16 protein-coding genes are annotated in these 18,257 nt (G+C 54.0%); 3 read left to right on the top strand and 13 right to left on the bottom strand.

Features of this window, described 5'->3' with window-relative positions; genetic code table 11:
* Positions 1-37: 37 nt before the first annotated feature.
* The 9 genes from ABLO27_RS04500 to ABLO27_RS04540 all read right to left on the bottom strand — a co-directional run bounded on the left by ABLO27_RS04500 (position 38) and on the right by ABLO27_RS04540 (position 10,794).
* A complete protein-coding gene (locus tag ABLO27_RS04500) occupies positions 38-1,267 on the bottom strand; it encodes a cyclopropane-fatty-acyl-phospholipid synthase family protein (RefSeq protein ID WP_353030755.1) in 1,230 nt (409 codons plus the stop codon).
* A 19-nt stretch (positions 1,268-1,286) separates the two neighbouring features.
* On the bottom strand, positions 1,287-2,138 hold the full coding sequence (locus ABLO27_RS04505; RefSeq protein WP_353030756.1) for a DUF1365 domain-containing protein: 852 nt from the start codon (positions 2,136-2,138) through the stop codon (positions 1,287-1,289).
* Complete coding sequence (locus ABLO27_RS04510) at positions 2,135-3,433, bottom strand: NAD(P)/FAD-dependent oxidoreductase (RefSeq protein WP_353030757.1); 1,299 nt, start codon at positions 3,431-3,433, stop codon at positions 2,135-2,137. Before ABLO27_RS04510 ends, ABLO27_RS04505 begins: the two co-directional genes overlap by 4 nt.
* Before the next feature lie 284 nt (positions 3,434-3,717).
* Positions 3,718-4,314, bottom strand: a complete 597-nt coding sequence (locus ABLO27_RS04515) for a hypothetical protein (RefSeq protein WP_353030759.1) — start codon at positions 4,312-4,314, stop codon at positions 3,718-3,720.
* 1,036 nt (positions 4,315-5,350) lie between these two features.
* A complete protein-coding gene (locus tag ABLO27_RS04520; RefSeq protein ID WP_353030760.1) occupies positions 5,351-6,808 on the bottom strand; it encodes a M81 family metallopeptidase in 1,458 nt (485 codons plus the stop codon).
* Positions 6,809-6,829: 21 nt separating this feature from the next.
* On the bottom strand, positions 6,830-8,740 hold the full coding sequence (locus ABLO27_RS04525; protein ID WP_353030761.1) for a beta-N-acetylhexosaminidase: 1,911 nt from the start codon (positions 8,738-8,740) through the stop codon (positions 6,830-6,832).
* A 3-nt stretch (positions 8,741-8,743) separates the two neighbouring features.
* Complete coding sequence (locus tag ABLO27_RS04530; RefSeq protein WP_353030762.1) at positions 8,744-9,544, bottom strand: SDR family oxidoreductase; 801 nt, start codon at positions 9,542-9,544, stop codon at positions 8,744-8,746.
* Positions 9,537-10,403 carry a MurR/RpiR family transcriptional regulator gene (locus ABLO27_RS04535; RefSeq protein WP_353030763.1) on the bottom strand — a complete coding sequence of 289 codons (867 nt, stop codon included), beginning with the start codon at positions 10,401-10,403 and terminating at the stop codon, positions 9,537-9,539. The genes ABLO27_RS04530 and ABLO27_RS04535 overlap by 8 nt, the downstream gene beginning before the upstream one ends.
* A gap of 4 nt (positions 10,404-10,407) precedes the next feature.
* Positions 10,408-10,794: a RidA family protein gene (locus ABLO27_RS04540; protein WP_353030765.1), complete on the bottom strand. Its 387-nt coding sequence runs from the start codon at positions 10,792-10,794 to the stop codon at positions 10,408-10,410.
* A gap of 87 nt (positions 10,795-10,881) precedes the next feature.
* On the opposite strand from ABLO27_RS04540, the gene ABLO27_RS04545 reads away from it, so the two are divergent.
* From ABLO27_RS04545 to ABLO27_RS04555, 3 genes are read left to right on the top strand one after another with little or no spacing between them, the layout of a single operon-like run.
* Positions 10,882-11,409, top strand: coding sequence for a hypothetical protein (locus ABLO27_RS04545; protein WP_353030767.1), 528 nt, complete (start codon positions 10,882-10,884; stop codon positions 11,407-11,409).
* A complete protein-coding gene (locus tag ABLO27_RS04550) occupies positions 11,406-12,923 on the top strand; it encodes a M81 family metallopeptidase (protein WP_353030769.1) in 1,518 nt (505 codons plus the stop codon). The genes ABLO27_RS04545 and ABLO27_RS04550 overlap by 4 nt, the downstream gene beginning before the upstream one ends.
* Positions 12,924-12,926: 3 nt before the next feature.
* Positions 12,927-13,994 carry a D-TA family PLP-dependent enzyme gene (locus tag ABLO27_RS04555; RefSeq protein WP_353030771.1) on the top strand — a complete coding sequence of 356 codons (1,068 nt, stop codon included), beginning with the start codon at positions 12,927-12,929 and terminating at the stop codon, positions 13,992-13,994.
* An 86-nt stretch (positions 13,995-14,080) separates the two neighbouring features.
* Here ABLO27_RS04555 and ABLO27_RS04560 read toward each other — a convergent pair whose 3' ends face one another.
* From ABLO27_RS04560 to ABLO27_RS04575, 4 genes are all read right to left on the bottom strand, one after another.
* Positions 14,081-15,208, bottom strand: a complete 1,128-nt coding sequence (locus ABLO27_RS04560; protein ID WP_353030773.1) for an ABC transporter ATP-binding protein — start codon at positions 15,206-15,208, stop codon at positions 14,081-14,083.
* A 73-nt stretch (positions 15,209-15,281) separates the two neighbouring features.
* Positions 15,282-16,493 (bottom strand): ABC transporter substrate-binding protein, encoded by a 1,212-nt coding sequence (locus ABLO27_RS04565; protein ID WP_353030775.1) that lies wholly within the window; start codon positions 16,491-16,493, stop codon positions 15,282-15,284.
* Between the two features lie 34 nt (positions 16,494-16,527).
* Positions 16,528-17,370, bottom strand: coding sequence for a carbohydrate ABC transporter permease (locus ABLO27_RS04570; protein ID WP_353030777.1), 843 nt, complete (start codon positions 17,368-17,370; stop codon positions 16,528-16,530).
* Positions 17,360-18,256, bottom strand: a complete 897-nt coding sequence (locus ABLO27_RS04575; RefSeq protein ID WP_353030779.1) for a carbohydrate ABC transporter permease — start codon at positions 18,254-18,256, stop codon at positions 17,360-17,362. The genes ABLO27_RS04570 and ABLO27_RS04575 overlap by 11 nt, the downstream gene beginning before the upstream one ends.
* Position 18,257: the final 1 nt, after the last annotated feature.

The following is an 18,257-nucleotide window of genomic DNA, read 5'->3' on the forward strand; positions in this document are numbered from 1 at the left end:
GCCTGTCTGTTACTTGTTCTGAGATTGGCGCGTCTGGTCAGGGCTCTTTCACATAGACCATCTGGCGGACATCGATGTTTCCGGACCGGAATCCTGCTTCACAATAGTGCAGATAAAATTCCCACAGTCGCTTGAACCTTTCGTCAAATCCCAGGGGACTGATCTGAGGCCATGCCTGCCTGAACCTTTGACGCCATTCGGCCAATGTGCGTGCGTAGTCCTGTCCGAAGATCCTCTGTTCAGTGAGGTTCAATCCAAGGGACTTGCCAATATCCCGCAGACGGCCTGGTGGAGGAAGCATGCCGCCAGGAAAGATGTAGCGCTGAATGAAATCAGTCCCGCGACGATAGTCATCAAACATCCTGTCCTGAATGGTGATGATTTGAAGACCGGCTTTGCCACCCGGTTTGAGGCAACGGGAGAGCTGTTTGAAATAGGTGGGCCAGTACTTTTCGCCCACGGCCTCGAACATTTCGATCGATGCTATTCGGTCGAAGACGCCTTTCTCATCGCGATAGTCCTGAAATACCACGTCCACCTTTTCTGTCAGTCCGGCTTTGAATATACGCTCACGGGCATAGTCGAACTGCTCTTTGGAAATGGTCAAGGCGCGGACATGAGCTCCGACCGTTTTGGCGACATGCTCCGCGAAACCACCCCAACCGCAACCGATTTCCAGAACGGTGTGGTTTTGTTCGATCCCGGTTTGACGAACAAGAGACGCGTATTTCTCTGCCTGAGCCTGCTCAAGGTCGTTGGACCCGCTGCTGTAGATCGCCGAAGAATAGGTCATCGACGGGTCAAGCCATTCCTTGTAGAACGCGTTGCCGAGGTCGTAATGCGCCGAGATGTTTCGTTTGGAACCACGTTTGGTGTTTGAGTTGAGCCAGTGTCGGACCGACATCAGAAGGCGCGTGAAAGGACGTCCCTGAAGCGCTTCAAGTGTGGATTCCTGATTGATACAGAACAGCTCCAGAAAGGTGGTCACATCAGGAGATGACCAGTAGCCGGCCATAAACGCTTCGCCGACACCAACGTCTCCTGCCTGGACGACCATGCGAAAAAATCGCCAGTCGTGAATTTTAAGGACGCCGTTGGGGCCGTCTTCACGACCGTGTATCAGGAATGTCCGTCCGTTCGGGAACGTTATCTGCAGTGCTCCATAACGGATTTTCAGTGCCAGGTTCGCCGCCATTCGTGCCAGCCGCGGGAACCCTTTCATTTCATAGCCGAAATTGTCATTTGTCAGAACAATAGGCTCATTCATCGCAGAACCTCTTGAAATGTCATCGGTTTGACGCCAGCGATACCCGGCGGTTTCTTCTTTCCCGTCCCTTGTCCATTGCATCCATTGCGGGCCGGGAGTGAAATGGTACACGCTTCCGCCAGATTTTAAAGGCTTCCCAATGAATTGCCCCAATAACCTTGAAAGTAAGCAGAGGGACGCGAAGGCATTCCCTTAGAATATTTGCACTTGTTGCTTGTCGGCGTTCTCCGGAGAATGTCGCCGAAAGCAGTGGCCCCTCCGGATCTTTTTCCAGAATTCTTACCCTGACCGACCGGCCTGGTGGCAGCATGCGGAAATAATAGTGCTGCTTCATGCTGACAAATGGCGAGACGTAGAAGGACTTGCTTTGATCCTGACGTACACCTGCGTCACTTAGTTGATGAGCTTCAAGCGGAATGGTGTAGGTGTGAATGCCGCCAAAAGTGTTCCGGACTTCGTAAACGATGGCCGAGAGATTGTTGCCTGCATCGAAGGTGTAATAGACGCTCAGTGGATTGAAACCGTATCCGAGGACCCTCGGGTATGCCAGCAGCAGAATACGAGCCGGCGAAGGCAGGCCTTTCTGCATCAGTTGCTCTTCGACATGACGACGAAGATTTGAGCCCGTGCGCTTACCGTGATCTTTTTCGTGGAACGATAGAAGGTTGAACTTGTTTATCGAAAACAGCCAGCTGGTTCTGTTTGCCTCATCCAGTCGGTCCAGATCCAGAAGCATTGAAAAGACAGAGTAGTTGAAGCGGTGCTCTTTCGGCTTCATGCGGTGGTGCATTACCGAGCCGGAGTAAATGTTGACCGCAGTGTCTGGGGCCGGGCCGTTGTCGTGAACTCGGTTACTGAAAATCCTCTTCATTCGGCAGCTTCCAGGAACTGAGGTTGCGATCGGGTTACTTCCCAAGGCAGGCGCGCGCCCAGGGATTTTGCGACCTGAAGGCCAGACGACAGCCCATCCTCGTGAAACCCATGCCCGCCCCATGCGCCGCAGAACCAGGTCCTGTTGACACCTTGAATTTCCTGAAGCCGACGTTTGGCGGCGAGGGAAGGAGCGTCAAATTGGGGATGATCATAAACGTATCTGGCAAACGTCTTCTCTGCGCGTGGCGGGTGATACGGGTTCAAGGTCACGAAAACCGGTTTGCTGTGATCAAGGTTCTGCAGCCGGTTCATCCAGTAGCTCACGGTCACATCCCGTGTTTCACCGGCGTCGCGATCGGACATATAGTTCCAGGAAGCCCAAACCCGTTTGCGTTTGGGCATCAGGTTTTCGTCCCGATGAAGATAGACCTCATTGGGACGGTATCGGATCGAGCCCAGGATTGCCCGTTCCTCTGCACTCGGGTCGCCGAGCATTGCCAGGCTTTGGTCTGTGTGGCTCGCGAGGATCACATGATCAAACTCATCCGTGTTTCCGGTAATGTCCTTCACCTGAACCTTGTTGCCTTTTCTGAGAATTTCCACCACCGCGGAACCAAGGCGGACCTTGCCAGCCAGAGGCTCCAGCAACTTTGAAACGTAGTTCTTGCTGCCACCGGAGATCGTGCGCCACAACGGTCTGTCAAAGCTGAGCAATCGATGGTTATCGAAAAATGCGACGAAACTTTCTGCGGGATAGTCGCGCATCTCGTTTATCGGCGTCGACCAGATCGCTGCTCCCATTGCAAGCAGATAATCATTCACGAAACCGGATGAATAGCCTTCTCGGTCGAGGTACCCGCCGAGTGTTTCACCTTCCAGGGCGCCGGCCTGGAGATCCTTCACGGCTTGTTTGTTGAAACGGAAAATATCACGCAGCATGAAAAGGAAACGCGGAGAAACGAGGTTCTTTCGCTGCGCAAAGAGCGCATTCAACGTGTGGCCGGACCACTCAAGCTGGCCGTTGTCGGCGGAGAGAGCGAAGCTCATGTCACTGACTTCGCTGGCAACGCCAAGGTGATCCAGTAATGCAGTGAAATTTGGATAATTCAGTTCGTTGTAGACAATGAAACCCGTGTCGACAGACATGGGAGTACCGTCATAGTCAATGTCCGCGGTGGCGCTGTGTCCACCGGGTCGTGCTCTCTTCTCGTACAACACCACATCGTGATCTTTGCAGAGCGCCCACGCTGCGCCGTTACCAGAAATGCCGGAACCGATGACAGCAATCCGCATATTCAATCCTTCAAATTAGACTTATCAGCCCCGTGGAACCGGGGCAGGATAAGTAGGGATAGTTCGTATTCTGGATTGCTTACGGCGACCCGCAAGTGGCGGATCACGCAGGTTCATGAATTTAATAAATAAATTTGGCTGGACAGACGCTATTCACTCGCGTCCCGGTGATGGGAGTTGTCATGCAACCAACCCAATAGATCATGTGTGGTTTCGAACATGACCCCAGACGCACGAAAGGTGGCCCGCAAGTTGCGGACCACGATCAGCGAGAAATCTGGCTGTTAAGCCTGGATGGTATCGACCAGCCAGTTCCAGGCTACTTCGACACGCGTCCGTGCAGCGTCGAAAAAGGCAACAATCTTATCCCAAACCAATTGTCCGAAGTCTGCCACCTGAAGCATCGTTCCGCGTTTGACAGGTTCCTCACCGGTTTCGATGAGTTCGACTGTTGTTGCCTCGGATCCCTCATTGACCACCCGACGCGTGACCATCAGAGCACCTTCACTTACAAGCCTGGATTCATCCTTGCCGGCAACGACGGTATCCGTGTCCATGGCACGCACAACGACGGCACGTCCATCCGGAAGCAAATGCGTTTCGTTGGTGCTTACTTCGGAATCGTAAATGACTTCGCCATATGAATCGATCAACTCGACCCAAACGGTCTTGCGTCCTTCAATTTCAATTTCGCCGACCCAAATTGTAAGTTCGCTCTCCAGCGGATCCTTCTGGTCCAAGGATGCCGACGCGACGGTTACTGCAAGCCGGTCCTCAGGCAACGTAATCGTTTCCTGGGGCAATGGGGATGCTGCAGCGCTACCCGCCAAGGCGAGGATGAGGCCAAGCGCAAAAGTTCCTGCTCTGGTATTCCGTTGCATGTACGCCTCCCAAGGCTAATACAACTAATTTTACCGCGTTGGGGCTTTTCGCTTTTGGTCCGTTTCGGACTCTGGTTCATCGTTCTCGATTGTCTTTACAGCGCCCCTTAGCGCAGTCACGATTTTGCCATTATTGCACCATGATCTCCCGATCGGGTGTAATAAAAATCACAAAATGAAGTGATTTTGGTTACTTTTCGATAATAAGTGTGGTCGGTGGGTGAATATTCAAGGTTAATCACTGCGACGTGAACGTTTTTTCATTGTCAAAATTGCCTAAAATGGATGCTAATCATTAGATAGATAGTCATATTAACTATGTCGGGAATTGAGTTCGGGTGAGATTTCGTTTGGTTTCAATTTGTGGTGTTTGTTTGTGGTTTTTGAGAGCTTTCTATCTTACCGAAAGGAAGGGTGGATTTATTTGAGTTTCTTTTCAGTGCGCCCGGTTCACGATTTCCGACACTGCAAATGGTAAAAAAATGCGCTCCGCAGAGAGAATGAAGACGGAGCGCGAACTGCAAAATCAAGTAGTCGATGGGGCAGGTGACTGGAATTCTTGAGAATTTTCCTCATCATCTGGTTAGGGAACTTGCGTTGGGCCTGGGAAAAACACAGCCGGAATGACACACCTTCTGTGGGCAGAAAAACAAGACTGGCAGTTGTTTTCAGAAATTCGCGTCAAATTCTTTCGCAAGTTGCCTACATGCCAACTGAAAACGACGTGAAAGCGTTACTCAACCCTGACAAAAATAACAATTCTGTTTGAAATGTGGCAACTTGGAGGCTTGCGCGTGTCAGTAACGCGCAGAAAAGAAACGGCAATTTCCCCCTTTACTCCGAGAACTGCCTAATTTTGACTACTTAAATAAATAAGGCCAAATATTGAGCTGAAGCGGAATTCTTCAATGTTCTGGCAAAATAAAAGGCATTTACCGGGCGAGCTGTCCGGGACCTTGCCGCAATCCGTTGATAGGACGCGAACGGAAAAGGTGTTTGTTAGCCGGAAAAGCGTCAGTTTGCCTTCTGCCTATATTTATCGGTGTTGTTTGCTCAAAAGCCAGTCAGCTCGCCTGGAAACCCGCGCGGCGGGTGTCCAACTGAAATCCTCTTGAAACGGGAAACTTGGTACCGTGCGATGAAGGTTTTTCAGGGCTGGAATGTCCTGATTAACCGCTCCATCAGTTAGCGCCATTCTGGCCGGATTTGCCAGAGGAGCGAGTTCTGGTGACAGATAGCCTGACTTGACGATGAGATACCGGGCTTCGGCAGGCTCAATACCAAAACGTCTAAAATCATCCAGATTGTGAAATGGACGGCGGCGTTCGGTCAGGATCACCTGGTTCCCGGATATTTGAACGAGAACCTCTCGGTTTCTATCACTCGCACTGCCAGTTTTGCTGCCGACAACAGCGCTGGCTTCGATGAGTGGGCAGGTGCTGCCGAAACCGCCTCCGATCTTAAGTTCGATGCTTTCTCCTTCCGGAGTTTCCCAGGCCATCAATGTTGAAGCAGGATCTGCGATGCCGGCAAAAACTCCTCCTTCGAAACCACGTTCGAGCCAGGCATGAAGAACATCGCTGCGGTCTCCGACACCGCCACCTGTCGGATTGTCACCGCTGTCAGCCAGAACCAGTGGGAAGGACTTCGTACTTGCAACATCGTCCAGGCATTCTGAGAGAGATTTTGTTGGTACTCCGAAAGTGAAATTGTCTCGGGCGGCCCAGTAAGCTGCTGCGATCTCTTCCGTAACTAGAACCGCTTTTTGGGCATCTGTTCCGGTTACCACAGCTGCCGCTGTTGCCCTTCCTGTGTCCGCCCAGACGTAGCCAACCATCAGGTTCGCGTCGCAGATGCCCGGTTCTCGATCTTGGTCCGGCAAAGCAAGATAGAGAGATCTCGTTGGTTCGTCTTCCGTGCTGGTTTTTTCGCCAGGCAACAGGACCGGAATTGGAGCCCAGGCAACGAACCGCCTTGCACCACCGCTGAGTTGATCGATCAGGAGTGTTGCGGCTCGTTGGTGGGTTTCCAGGACGTCGATATGCGGCGCAGTCCGGTAAGCGCAAAAGATGTCAATTTGATCGACGATTTTTTGAGTGACATTCCCGTGCAAATCATAGCTCACGGCAATGGGAACGTCAGGGCCAACGAGCTCCCGAACAGCGGATATCCAGTCACCTTCAGCATCATTCAACCCCTCAACATGCATTGCCCCATGCATGATGAGCAGAACTCCCTCGACTGGCAGAGTTTCTTGCAGAGCGGACAAAAATCGGGACTTTAGTGTCTGATAGCAGGAGGCGCTAACAGGGCCGCCAGGTACGGAGCGGGCGTGAAAAAGGGGCTCGAACGTGGCCTTGGCGAACCGGGCGTCAGTGAGGCCTGCTTGTTTCAGCAAGTCTGAACCGCGGGTGACGGTAAAATCGTCCATGGTCTGCAACAGCGGCGAGTAGGTGCTGCATTCGGTATGGATACCGCCAACCGCGATTTTCATGATGCAATCTCCCAAGGACACTTAGAGGGTTGGAAAGAGCGGCGCCCGATAGGAAAAACGTTGCCAATCCTTGTTTTCGGGCGGTGTCCAGCCGGCTTCGGCAACGGCGTAAAGCCTCGGAAAGACCATGTGATTGAAAATCTCGTTGTTGGTCATGTGTTCACACCAGATGCAGGCCTGAACGCCGCGCAGCAGATTCAGGCTGTTTTCCGCAAGGCCCTCTGAGGGTTCGTATCGATAGCTCGCCTCCGGTGTTGCAATACCGGCCCAACTTGCCCCCGGTTCCTGCCAGCACGACCCTTGAACCATATCCATGTAGAATTTCTGTCCGGGCGTGCAGATGACCTCATAACCCTGATCAATCAGTTCTCTGGTCACTTCCTGCCTTTGCCATGCCATGAGCAACACGCCGTCCGGGTCGATGCCGCCGCCATGCGAGACTTCGTCCCAGCCGGCGAGGTTCTTTCCGAGCGTTTTCAGCATGCCCCGGATACGTGACATGAAGTAGGCCTGTACCTCCATCGTGTCCTTGAGGTTTTCGGTTTCCATCAGGCGTTGGGTCTTCGGGGAGGAAAGCCAGGATTGGGTGTCGACTTCATCACCACCGATATGAATGTACTCGAAGGGAAAAAGCTCCGCGACTTCAGAGAAGACCTGGTTCAGAAAATCGTATGTTCCTTCCAGGGCGGGGTTGAGAGCGTTGTTCGGGTAGCCCTGTATCGAGTGATAGCTTTCCGGCGGTTCAGCCTGGTCTGCCATGTGTGGGTACGTCTTCAGTACTGCAGTGCAATGGCCCGGAATGTCTATTTCCGGCAGGATGTCGATATTCAAGCTCGCTGCGTGCGCCACGATTTCGCGTACCTCTTCCTGCGTGTAATGCCCTTCATGCACTTCTGACGCGAAACCGAGCTGAGGGACCTGCCGACAACCCGGGCCGCGTCTGGAGCCGGTTTGGGTCAGTTCCGGAAATGCCTTGATTTCCAACCGCCAGCCCTCATCGTCGGTCAGGTGCCACTGAAAGATGTTCATCCGTGCCCAGGCAAGGATATCGAGCAAGCGGAGGATGTCACTCACGCCTCTGAAATGTCGGGAAACATCCAGATGTGTCCCACGCCAGGTGAAGCGTGGCGCATCATCGATAATGCCATTGGCGGGGAATTGGTATGTTTCCGGCGCGCTGTAGACGCCAAATGCAATTTGCGCCAGGGCCGTTAGCCCGTAGTCACGCCCGGTCGCGCTGCCAAAGCGAAGAGTGACCCCATCCGCCGACCATTGAAGTTGATAGCCCTCTGTTGCAATGTCGTCTGACATTTCAAATCGGAGCTGTTGCGAGTGAGGCGACTGTCCGAATTGAAACGGGTAGGGGGCGTCAGGAAAGAGGCGGTTCGAAAGCGCGTTGATTTTGGCTGCCGCGCTCTGGTCTTCCTGGTTTGCGTCAGTCAATGAAAACGCACGAGCATATTTGTCGTAGGCGGTGACCTGCACGGAACGCGGCCAGGGGGTTATACAAAGCGGTTCCCCCAACTCTCCGTCCGGAATGGATTTGCGTTCGCCTGTGATCAGGTCTTCGGGAGCCCGCAGGTCTGTGCATTGGACGTCGACAAATCTGCCCCCAGTCGCAACATATCCCGACTTGGGTCCGTCAAGTCTGTGTCTTGCGGAATTGACCAGGCCCTTGATCGCGAATTTCCAGGTTTCTCCAGGCCGCAGTTCCGTGCTTTCCGGTGGTGTAATTTCATGAAAATTCGCAACGCGTTTGAAAGATTGCGCATTTTCCAAAGTGGCATCTGAGCTGGCGCGCGTCACGGATGTGAACGCAACCGTGAAATTTGTGAGAGGCTTGGAACCGATGTTCGTAAGAGCAAGTTCAAGGCGTGAGCCTTCAGATTTTTCAGACGGCAGGTAATAGCTGTCGAGCACAAAACTGGTCATGAATCATGTTCCGTCAAAATCAGGAGATTGGGTGAAGGTTCGGGGAAGCGCAGTGGAACCGGAGGTGAGCCCGCTATCGACAGGAAGACAAACGCCTGTGATGCAGCGGGCAGAGTTGCTGATCAAAAATGCGACCGCGGAAGCAATATCCTCAGGTTCCGGCAACAGCTTGTAAGGATACCAGGTCAAAGCCTCGTCGAAGACACCAGGGTTCTCAGCCTCACGGGCCTTCCAGGCTTGCGTTTTGACAGTTCCGGGGGCGACTGCATTGGCCCGGAGGCCATACTTGCCATACTCGACGGCAATCGCCTGTGTCGCGTGTATCAGCCCGGCCTTTGCGGCACTGTAGGCCGGGTGACCGAATGTGCCGAGACCATTGACCGACGCAATGTTGACCACGTTGCCAGAACCACTGTCTATCAAGGACTCTTCGAGAGCCTTGAAACAGTTCAGCGCCGCAGCCAGGTTCAGGGAAAGATCGCGAGCAAGGCTTTCCGCGGTCATTGAATGCAGCGAAAGAGAGCTTGCTGCCCCGGCGTTGTTGACCAAAACGTTGACAGGACCGGGGCGCATAGCCGTTTCAGCCATACGCGCAAGATCTTCCTGGTCTGTCAGATCGCATTCGATTGCAAACGCTTTTGCACCGTTTTGGTGAAGACGTTTGACAGTTTCCGACAACGCACCACCGTCAATGTCGACGGCCGCGATTTGATGGGTCGCAGAAAGCTTTGATGCGATTGCAAACCCGATGTCACCTGCTGCGCCAGTGACCACTGCAACCGGTTCTAGGATATTGTCAGTCACCGAGTGCTTCCTTGTCATCTTCATCGCGTGAGTTGCTGAGCTGGTGCTTGACGCGCCTCAGGCTTTCCCTTGATTCTTCGCCGCGCTTCATGGCGACAAATGTTGCAAGGAGATCTGTCACGTAAAGGTAGGCGTATCGGCTGGTGCTCGGGCGGAGAATGTTTTCGCCTTCCGGGAGATCGATGGCGATGGTGATGTCAGCCATGGCGGAAACAGGCCGGTCGGGACGGGTGAGAGCGATAACCGTGGCCCCATAAGTCTTGCCCGCCTCGAGGGCACGAACCAGTTGCTGGTTCAAACCGGATACAGAAGAGGCAACGATGACATCACCGTGGCTCAGGGTGGCAGCCTGCATTAGCTGCATGGCGTGGTCCGTAACACTGATGGAACGCAGACCGAGGCGAAACAGCCGGTTCTGCATTTCATCAGCGATCATTGACGAGGTTCCACCGGCTCCGAACGCTGCCACGAGCCCCGCATTGCTGATGACATCCGCGGCACGTGAGGCAGCATCAATGTCCAGGGTCTCCCGTGTCTTGGTCGCAGCTTCCTGCAACTGGATCAGCAAACTGTCGGCGACATCCCGCGGGGCTACAGAAGTCGCATTTGCCTGCAGGTAGCGGGTTCCGGCAAAGGCGACCTGTGCGACCTGAACCTTGAAGGAGGTAAAGCTTTCGCAGCCCAGTCGTCTGCAAAACCGCGTCACCGTGGGCGGAGAAACTCCGGCTCGTTCGGCGACATCGGTAATGCCAGCATTGACAATGAAATCTGCTTCTCCGCGCAAAAGCGTCGCCAGAATTCGTTCCGACTTTGAAAGGTCAGGTTCAACGTCCTGCAAAACCGACAGGATGTCTCGCATTTGCTCAATCCGGTTTCTTGTAAGCGATGCAGTCGATTTCAACTTTGCAGTCGACCATCATGGAAGCCTGGACGCAGGCGCGGGCGGGCGGGTGTTCGCCGAAATAGCTCTTGTAGACACCGTTGAACGACCAGAAGTCACGAGGGTCATCAAGCCAAACACCGACGCGAACCACATGTTCGAGCCCGTATCCCGCTTCTTCGAGAATCGCGATGACGTTCTTGATGGTCAGGTGCGTCTGTTCGACAATCCCTCCATTGACGATTTCGCCATCCTTCATGGCGACCTGACCGGAAACATGCAGCCAGCCATCTGCTTCTACCGCGCGGGCAAAAGGCAGGTTCTGTCCACCAGCTCCGGACTTCTCCGCACCATAACGCTTAATGGTCATCTCGTTCTCCAATTTGAAAATGATTTACATAGTGGTTTGACATTGGTTTTATTTCACTCCTATATTTTTGAAAAAGCAACCATCAAAATGAAAATGGTTTCCGCAATGCAAAATGAAGTCGACAGTCAACTCAATCCGTTTGACGGCAAGGACTCTGATCGCGCCGAGATCTGGAACATGCTGGTTCAGCGCGACATCGATGCGTTCGTTACGAGCGATTGGTCAATGGTGGCTGACGATTTCGACGAAAACGCCTTCTTCGGAGTTGATGCTCGAAAAGTTCCCAACCCTGATGACTGGAGGCTCGGGTTTCCTGATCTGGATACGTACAGGAATGAGTGGCTTCGACAGGCGGCGGAATTTTCAGAAACCGAGTTTGCCGAAGATGCGAGAGCTGCCATTTTCAATGCGACGCGTTTGACTGAAATCGAGATCAACGGTGATCGTGCAATCGCCAGAAAGAAATTTGACGGCAAGATCAAAAAGGCGGATGGAGGTGAGGATCGCCTTCTCTGGCAAACGCTCTATTATTGCGTTCGCAAGGAAGGGCGTTGGCTGATTTGCAGTTTCACGGGATATCTGCCAAATCCCCTCGGCGCCGGGAACGGAGCATGACCCGGCCTCGCGCATTTACAGCGGTCCTTGCGACGGAGACCAACTCCTTTTCTCCGATCCGCATTGACCTGAACGCATTCAAGGCATCTCTGCTCGCGCGTCCGGGGGAGCATCCTGACACGCCGACTTTGTGTTCCGCGGTGATAACCGAAGGCAGGCGTTTTGCGAGCCAGAACGATTGGGAGCTGGTGGAAGGAACTGCAGCCTGGGCAGACCCCGCCGGTCTCGTTGCAAGGTCTACTTATGAAAGCCTGCGCGACGAGATCCTTTCTCAGCTAGAGGCCGAAAAACCATTTGATGTGGTCGTCCTCGGGTTGCACGGCGCGATGGTGGCCGACGGATATGATGACCCGGAAGGCGACCTTCTGTCACGAGTTCGCCGGATCGTTGGCCCGGACACTCCAATCATTGCAACGATCGATCCTCACAGCCATCTGACACGCAAGAGACTGGATGCCGCGAATGTCCTAATCGCCTTCAAGGAATTTCCACACACTGATTTTGTCGAGCGTGGCACTGACGCCTGGAGGATTGCCGGTCAGACCGTCTCCGGTGACGTAAAGCCTGTTATGAGCGTCTATGACCCGAAGATGATTGAGGTTTTTCCCACATCCACCGAGCCTATGCGCAGCTTCGTTGATGATATGATCAAGCGCGAGAAGGGCACGCCAGGCATCTTGTCACTTTCGATCATTCACGGGTTCATGGCAGGGGATGTTCCTGAGATGGGAACGAAGATACTGGCAGTCACCGACAATGATGAAAAACTCGGCAAGGCGGTTTCGCGTGACCTGGGTGAAGCACTTTTTGCATTGCGCGGCCAGGTCAGAAGCACCGAGTTAAGTCCACCGGAGGCATTTGACAGGGCGCTGGCATTCGAAGGAGCGCCTGTGACAATAGCGGATATGTGGGACAATCCTGGTGGTGGAACTGCCGGCGATGCAACTGTTATGCTGAGGGAAGCGATTGAACGTGACTTGTCCGATGTTGCGTTCGGCACCATTTGGGATCCGGTTGCGGTACAGCTGTGTCACGCAGCTGGCGAAGGGGCCTGTATGCAGCTGCGCTTCGGTGCAAAATCAGCGCCCGAAACAGGGATGCCGATCGACGCCGAAGTCAAAGTGATCCGCAACATCAAAAATGCCGAGCAGCGGTTTGGCGAAAGCCACGTGCCGATTGGAGATGCGAGCCTGATCAAGGTTGGAGACATTGAAGTGATCCTCAATTCGACCAGGGCACAGTGTTTCGACACGAGCTTGTTTTCGAATTTCGGGGTCGAACCGAAGGACCGTAGAATTCTGGTGGTCAAGTCAACAAACCACTTTCACCAGTCCTTCTCTCAGGTGAGCCCGCTGATCCTTTATTGTGCAGCAGGTCGACCGTATCCGAATGATCCGAAAACAACGCCCTACAGGAAAGCGCCTCGAGATATTTGGCCGATCTGCGAGAAGGCGCCAGACCCGTCGGAGATACCGGATGTTGAAGTGCATGTGGCTGTTAGGCAGGGAGGCTGAGCGATGACCATTGGACTTTCCATTCATGACCTGCTTACACCGGTGGCCGTGATCGATGAAAAGATCATGGAAACAAACATATCGGTCGCGCAGGAATATTTCGACCGGATAGGTCGGAGCTTTCGACCACATATCAAAACGCACAAGATACCTGCGTTGGCAGCTCAGCAGATTGCATCAGGAGCCAAGGGCATCAATTGCCAGAAGGTGAGCGAAGCAGAAGTGTTTGCAGATGCCGGATTTACCGACATCCTCATCACATTCAACATGCTCGGAAATGCGCGGTTGGAGCGACTCAAGGCGCTTCAAGCCCGCGTTAATCTGCAAGTTGTTGCCGACAACGAGGTTGTCGTCGAGTCTCTTGCTCAGACTTTCTCTGATGACATACCTTTGAAAGTACTCGTGGAATGCGATACCGGCGCCGGGAGGAACGGGGTGCAATCGCCTGCGGCAGCGCTGGACCTAGCGAAGAAGATTTCCGAATCGCCGGGGTTGGAGTTTCATGGCCTTTTGACCTATCCGAAACCGTCTTCCGAGGCTGCGGTCGAAACATTCTTCTCCGAGACACTTGGCCTGTTGCAGCAGGCCGGACTTGAGTGCGCCGTGGTTTCCCATGCAGGCTCTCCCAGCCTGTACGATTCTGACCTGGTACCAAGTGCAACGGAACACCGTGCCGGCACATATATCTTCAATGACAGGTCCATGGTGCGCGCTGGAATGTGCGACTTTGACGATTGCGCGATGCATATCATTGCGACTGTCGTATCGCGGCCGACGGAAACGCGCGCCGTTCTCGATGCGGGATCGAAAGCTCTGACTTCGGATCTTTTGGGTTTCAGCGACCACGGGCTGATCGTTGAATATCCGGATGCTTCGATTGCCGCCCTGAGCGAAGAACATGCCGTTGTCGATTTGAGCAAATCCGGAGCTAAGCCGGAAATCGGCGAACGGATCAGAATTATCCCGAACCACACCTGCGTGGTGTCGAATTTGTTCGACAGGCTGGTGTTTCACAGGGACGGCGTGGTGACGCGAATTGAAAACGTCGCCGCCCGTGGGCAAGTCGTCTAGTCCTCCAGAGGACTTGCCCGCCTATTTGCAGTCCAACTGAAACGGCCGCCCACTAGGCGGCCGTATTTTTGATAATATGTCTGATGTCAAAGATGCATTTCAGCCGGGTCGAGTGCAGAAACGGATAGTTGCCGGTCGAATGCGATTCCCTGTTCATCGAACAGATGGCAATCAGTGCCGTTGAGACCCATGGATATCGAAGCACCTACCTTGGCGGGGGCGGATCCAGGTAGCAACGCGCAGAAAATGTTGCTTGCTCCGTCAACCGCACTGTAGGTCACTGTGTGGATGCCAAGGTGTTCCACAACGTTTGGTATGATTTCTATGGCCGCATCGGACGGTTTTAGCGTCAGGTCTTCTGGACGGATCCCCAAGGTGAGAGTGCGGCCGGCAACGTCACCCGTCGCAGATACCTTTACCTTCAGGTCTTGTCCGGAAGGCAGCGTGACCACGACACCATCATCATTGGAATGCTTGCCAGTGACGCGCAGGAAATTCATCTTCGGATTGCCTATGAAGCCGGCGACAAAAAGGTTTTGAGGCTTATGATAGAGCTCCAGCGGCGTCCCTACCTGAGAAATGACGCCATGATCCAGCACAACGATCCGATCGGCCATTGTCATGGCCTCGACCTGATCGTGCGTGACATAAATCATCGTCGCGTCCAGGTCGTTATGGAGCTTTGCCAACTCGACGCGCATTTCCGCGCGCAGTGCCGCATCAAGATTGGAAAGCGGTTCGTCGAACAAGAAGACCGATGGTTCGCGCACGATCGCGCGGCCGATGGCAACGCGTTGCCGCTGACCGCCTGATAACTCTCCCGGCTTATGTTGCAGTCGTTCAGTCAGTTGAAGGATGCCGGCTGCGTTTTGGACCTTTTCCTCCACCTTGTCGTTGGTAAGGCGCTCGACCCGAAGCGGGAACGCAATGTTTTCATAGACCGACATGTGCGGATAGAGCGCATAGGACTGAAACACCATGGCGATGCCGCGTTTGACCGGCGGTAGGTCGTTCACGACCTTTGTGTCGATCGTAATGTCGCCGCCTGTGATTTCCTCCAGCCCGGCAATCATGCGCAACAAGGTTGATTTGCCACATCCCGATGGGCCGACAAAGACAATGAACTCGCCATGTTCGACTTCAAGGTCAACGCCTTTGATGACTTCCATCTGGCCATAGCTTTTGCGTACGTCGCGCAGCTGCAACTCACCCATGGTCATTCCTTCTGATAAGAGTTGGCCGGGCCCCCGGCGTGGGATGCAAGAGGCCCGGTCAGTGCCCAAGGTCTTACTTGAATTCCTCAAGTTGCTCGGCGGCGATTTCAACGGCTTCAGCCGCCTCTACTTCACCAAGAACGACACCTTGAACAGCCTCGTTGATCGTGTCCTGAAGGCCGACATAGTCGGTAACGAACGGCTCCGGACCACCGGTCGGAATCGCATCGAGGAAGGCTTTCCAGGTCGGGTCTTCCTTCACGATTTCCTGCACCTGCGGCATGTCGCGAAGCGGCGTGTAACCTTCAGCGATTTCAAATGCCATCTGGTTTTCCGGATTGGTCAGGAGTTTCGCCAGAGAAAGAGCCTGCTCTTCCACTCCGGAGCCTTTGAAGACGGCGAGGGAGTCGGTGATCAGCAGGGTTCCGGCACCACCGCTCGGACCATGCGGGAGAGGGGCTACACCCCAGTTGACGTCCTTGACGCGAACACGCTCCCAGGGACCGGAAATAAACATGCCGATCTTGCCTTCGGAGAACAGAGGACGAAGTTTCGCGCGGTCGTAGGCAACCGGGCCTGGCTGCGAGACTTCGGCCATCTTTCCGTAGAAGGCGAGAGCTTCGACGTTGTTCGGAGAGTTGAAGACGATTTCTCCGTCCGCGTTAATGACTTCACCGCCGTTTGTGTAAACGTAGTTCATGAACTGGTGCATGGTGTTGTCGAAGGACGCGGCTGCAAGTCCGAAACCGTCGGCATCGGTTTTATCCTTGACTGCCTTGGCAGCGTTGTACATTTCGTCCCAGGTCTTCGGCGGAGCTTCAGGATCCAGACCAGCTTCTTTGAAAAGATCCTTGTTCCAGTAAAGCGCCTTGGTCGAGAATGCGCGCGGCAGGCCCCATTGTTGGCCATTCGCCGTGATCGTGCCGAGGATCGGTGCGGCGTAGGTGGCTTTTTCTTCCTCAGTCATGTCGACCGGGACAATGAGATCGTTGGCAGCAAGTTGTTTCAGCGTCCGCGAGCCCATGTAGGCAACAGCCGGCGGATTGCCTGCGCTGGCGAGGGTCGTGGATTTCTCCTGGCATTGTCCCCAGGGCACAAACTCGACTTCAACCTTGTAACCGGGATTTGAGGCTTCCCAGTCCTTGATCAGTTTTTCCTGGATCGGAATTCCGGCACCGGTGTTGTCGCCGCAATTGATCATGTGGATCGTCTTGTCTTCCGCCTGAACGGCAGTGACGAAGGTCATGGCGAATGCGCCACCCAAGAGCATTGATTTCAATGTCATCTGTTTCCCTTTCTGGTTGGATTTTTCATTATTGTTATTCTTTGACAGCGCCAGCGGTGAGCCCGGCGACGATGTAGCGTTGCAAGAACACATAGACGAACAGAACGGGGAGGATCCCCACGAGGCTGGCGGCCATGAGTTCGTTCCAGACGACCGATTGCCGTCCGAAGAATTGGAACAAGCCCACCGGAAGCGGATTAAGCTCGTTCACGGAGTTGAAGGTCAGTGCGTAGATGAATTGCTGCGCGTAGGCCGTGATGAACGCGGTAATGGTGACAACCACGATCCCCGGCAGGGCCACCGGAATGATCACGCGAACGAGCGTGTAGATTTTTCCTGCACCGTCGACCCAGGCTGCTTCTTCCAGCTCCTTTGGAATTCGAACAAGATAGGACCGCAGCAGCCAGATGCCGGTTGGAATGACGAACGCCGTGCCAGGCGCAATCATCGCAAAATAGGTGTTCAACAGCCCGTATTGTTGCATCAGTTTGAACAAGGGAATGATCAATACGGCGCCGGAGAACATGTTCACTGCTATGAAGATCCCAAGCAGGGAGTTGCGGGCAGGAAATTCAAACCGGGCAAATGCATAGGCCGCCGGAATGATGCACAGCAACCCGAGTGCGGTCACAACCGTTGCAATGAAGAAGGAGTTCAGCATGTACCGCCAGAGCAGCGGCACGTTCTTCCACATTGAGAAATAGGCATCGAAGCTCATTTCATCCGTGATGAATTTGTACGGGATGGAAAAGAGGCCGCTCAGCGGGCGAAGCGACACGACAAAGGCTTCCACGAACGGGGCGAGCACGAAAGTCAGGAAAACTGCGACCCCGAAATAGATCAGGACGTATTCGTACCAGCGATACTTATGCAGCATTGTTCGGGCTCCTTTTGGCAAGGCGCGAGAGCAGCACGAAATAGATGAAAGTGAAGGACCCGAGGAACAACACGATCATGACCGTTCGAGCAGCTCCTTCGCCGTACTTGAACCGGCTGATCGCAGTCTTGTAGGTATCGATGATCATTGTGGTCGTGGCCCCGCGCGGTCCGCCTTCGGTCAGGATCCAGATGATGTCGAACGAGTTGAAGGTCGCGATTGCCGACAGAAGGGCCATGGTCGCGATTGACGGGAAGATCAGCGGCAAAGTGATCCGGCGGAAGCGATAGAAACGGGAGGCGCCATCCACCCAGGCAGCTTCATAGAGGTCCTTGGAGATCGACTGCATGGCGGCCAGGAGATAAAGCGTGACCATCGGAACACCGATCCACACGTCGGTAACGATTGTCGCCATGAACGCGGAATTCTTGTAGGCGAGGAATTCGAACGGACCGCTCAGGATGCCGAGGCGCTGAGCCATTCCTGAAAGCATGCCGAACTGGCCATTGTACATCCAGCCCCAGATGAACACGCCGATTGCAATCGGAATGACCCAGGGTGGCATCACGAGGATACGAAACAGGGCCCTTCCGGGAACCATCGCATTCAAAAGAACGGCTCCCAATGTCCCGATCAGCATCTTCAGGGCAACTGAAAGGCCCATCCAATAAAAGGTGCGGGCGATCACTTCCGGAAAGCGGCGCGACATGATTTTTTCGTAGTTCGCCAATCCCACATATTCGTAGTTCGGGCTCATGCTTGTGTTGGTGAACGAAAGCCGGAACGTCTCAAACAGTGGATAGGCAACAATCGAAATCATCACGACTGTCGCCGGTACCAGCAGCAGATATGGGAAGTAGTCCTTTTGTTTCGCCGTATGCGCCATG

The organism is Roseibium sp. SCP15, from assembly GCF_040329435.1.
In the GTDB taxonomy this organism is placed as follows: Bacteria; Pseudomonadota; Alphaproteobacteria; order Rhizobiales; family Stappiaceae; genus Roseibium.

What these genes read in the sequence shown, in the direction of transcription:
- ABLO27_RS04500 (WP_353030755.1), bottom strand. Translation starts at nt 1,267, where the DNA reads ATGAATGAGCCTATTGTTCTGACAAATGACAATTTCGGCTATGAAATG.
- ABLO27_RS04505 (WP_353030756.1), bottom strand. Translation starts at nt 2,138, where the DNA reads ATGAAGAGGATTTTCAGTAACCGAGTTCACGACAACGGCCCGGCCCCA.
- ABLO27_RS04510 (WP_353030757.1), bottom strand. Translation starts at nt 3,433, where the DNA reads ATGCGGATTGCTGTCATCGGTTCCGGCATTTCTGGTAACGGCGCAGCG.
- ABLO27_RS04515 (WP_353030759.1), bottom strand. Translation starts at nt 4,314, where the DNA reads ATGCAACGGAATACCAGAGCAGGAACTTTTGCGCTTGGCCTCATCCTC.
- ABLO27_RS04520 (WP_353030760.1), bottom strand. Translation starts at nt 6,808, where the DNA reads ATGAAAATCGCGGTTGGCGGTATCCATACCGAATGCAGCACCTACTCG.
- ABLO27_RS04525 (WP_353030761.1), bottom strand. Translation starts at nt 8,740, where the DNA reads ATGACCAGTTTTGTGCTCGACAGCTATTACCTGCCGTCTGAAAAATCT.
- ABLO27_RS04535 (WP_353030763.1), bottom strand. Translation starts at nt 10,403, where the DNA reads ATGCGAGACATCCTGTCGGTTTTGCAGGACGTTGAACCTGACCTTTCA.
- ABLO27_RS04540 (WP_353030765.1), bottom strand. Translation starts at nt 10,794, where the DNA reads ATGACCATTAAGCGTTATGGTGCGGAGAAGTCCGGAGCTGGTGGACAG.
- ABLO27_RS04545 (WP_353030767.1), top strand. Translation starts at nt 10,882, where the DNA reads ATGAAAATGGTTTCCGCAATGCAAAATGAAGTCGACAGTCAACTCAAT.
- ABLO27_RS04550 (WP_353030769.1), top strand. Translation starts at nt 11,406, where the DNA reads ATGACCCGGCCTCGCGCATTTACAGCGGTCCTTGCGACGGAGACCAAC.
- ABLO27_RS04555 (WP_353030771.1), top strand. Translation starts at nt 12,927, where the DNA reads ATGACCATTGGACTTTCCATTCATGACCTGCTTACACCGGTGGCCGTG.
- ABLO27_RS04560 (WP_353030773.1), bottom strand. Translation starts at nt 15,208, where the DNA reads ATGGGTGAGTTGCAGCTGCGCGACGTACGCAAAAGCTATGGCCAGATG.
- ABLO27_RS04565 (WP_353030775.1), bottom strand. Translation starts at nt 16,493, where the DNA reads ATGACATTGAAATCAATGCTCTTGGGTGGCGCATTCGCCATGACCTTC.
- ABLO27_RS04570 (WP_353030777.1), bottom strand. Translation starts at nt 17,370, where the DNA reads ATGCTGCATAAGTATCGCTGGTACGAATACGTCCTGATCTATTTCGGG.
- ABLO27_RS04575 (WP_353030779.1), bottom strand. Translation starts at nt 18,256, where the DNA reads ATGGCGCATACGGCGAAACAAAAGGACTACTTCCCATATCTGCTGCTG.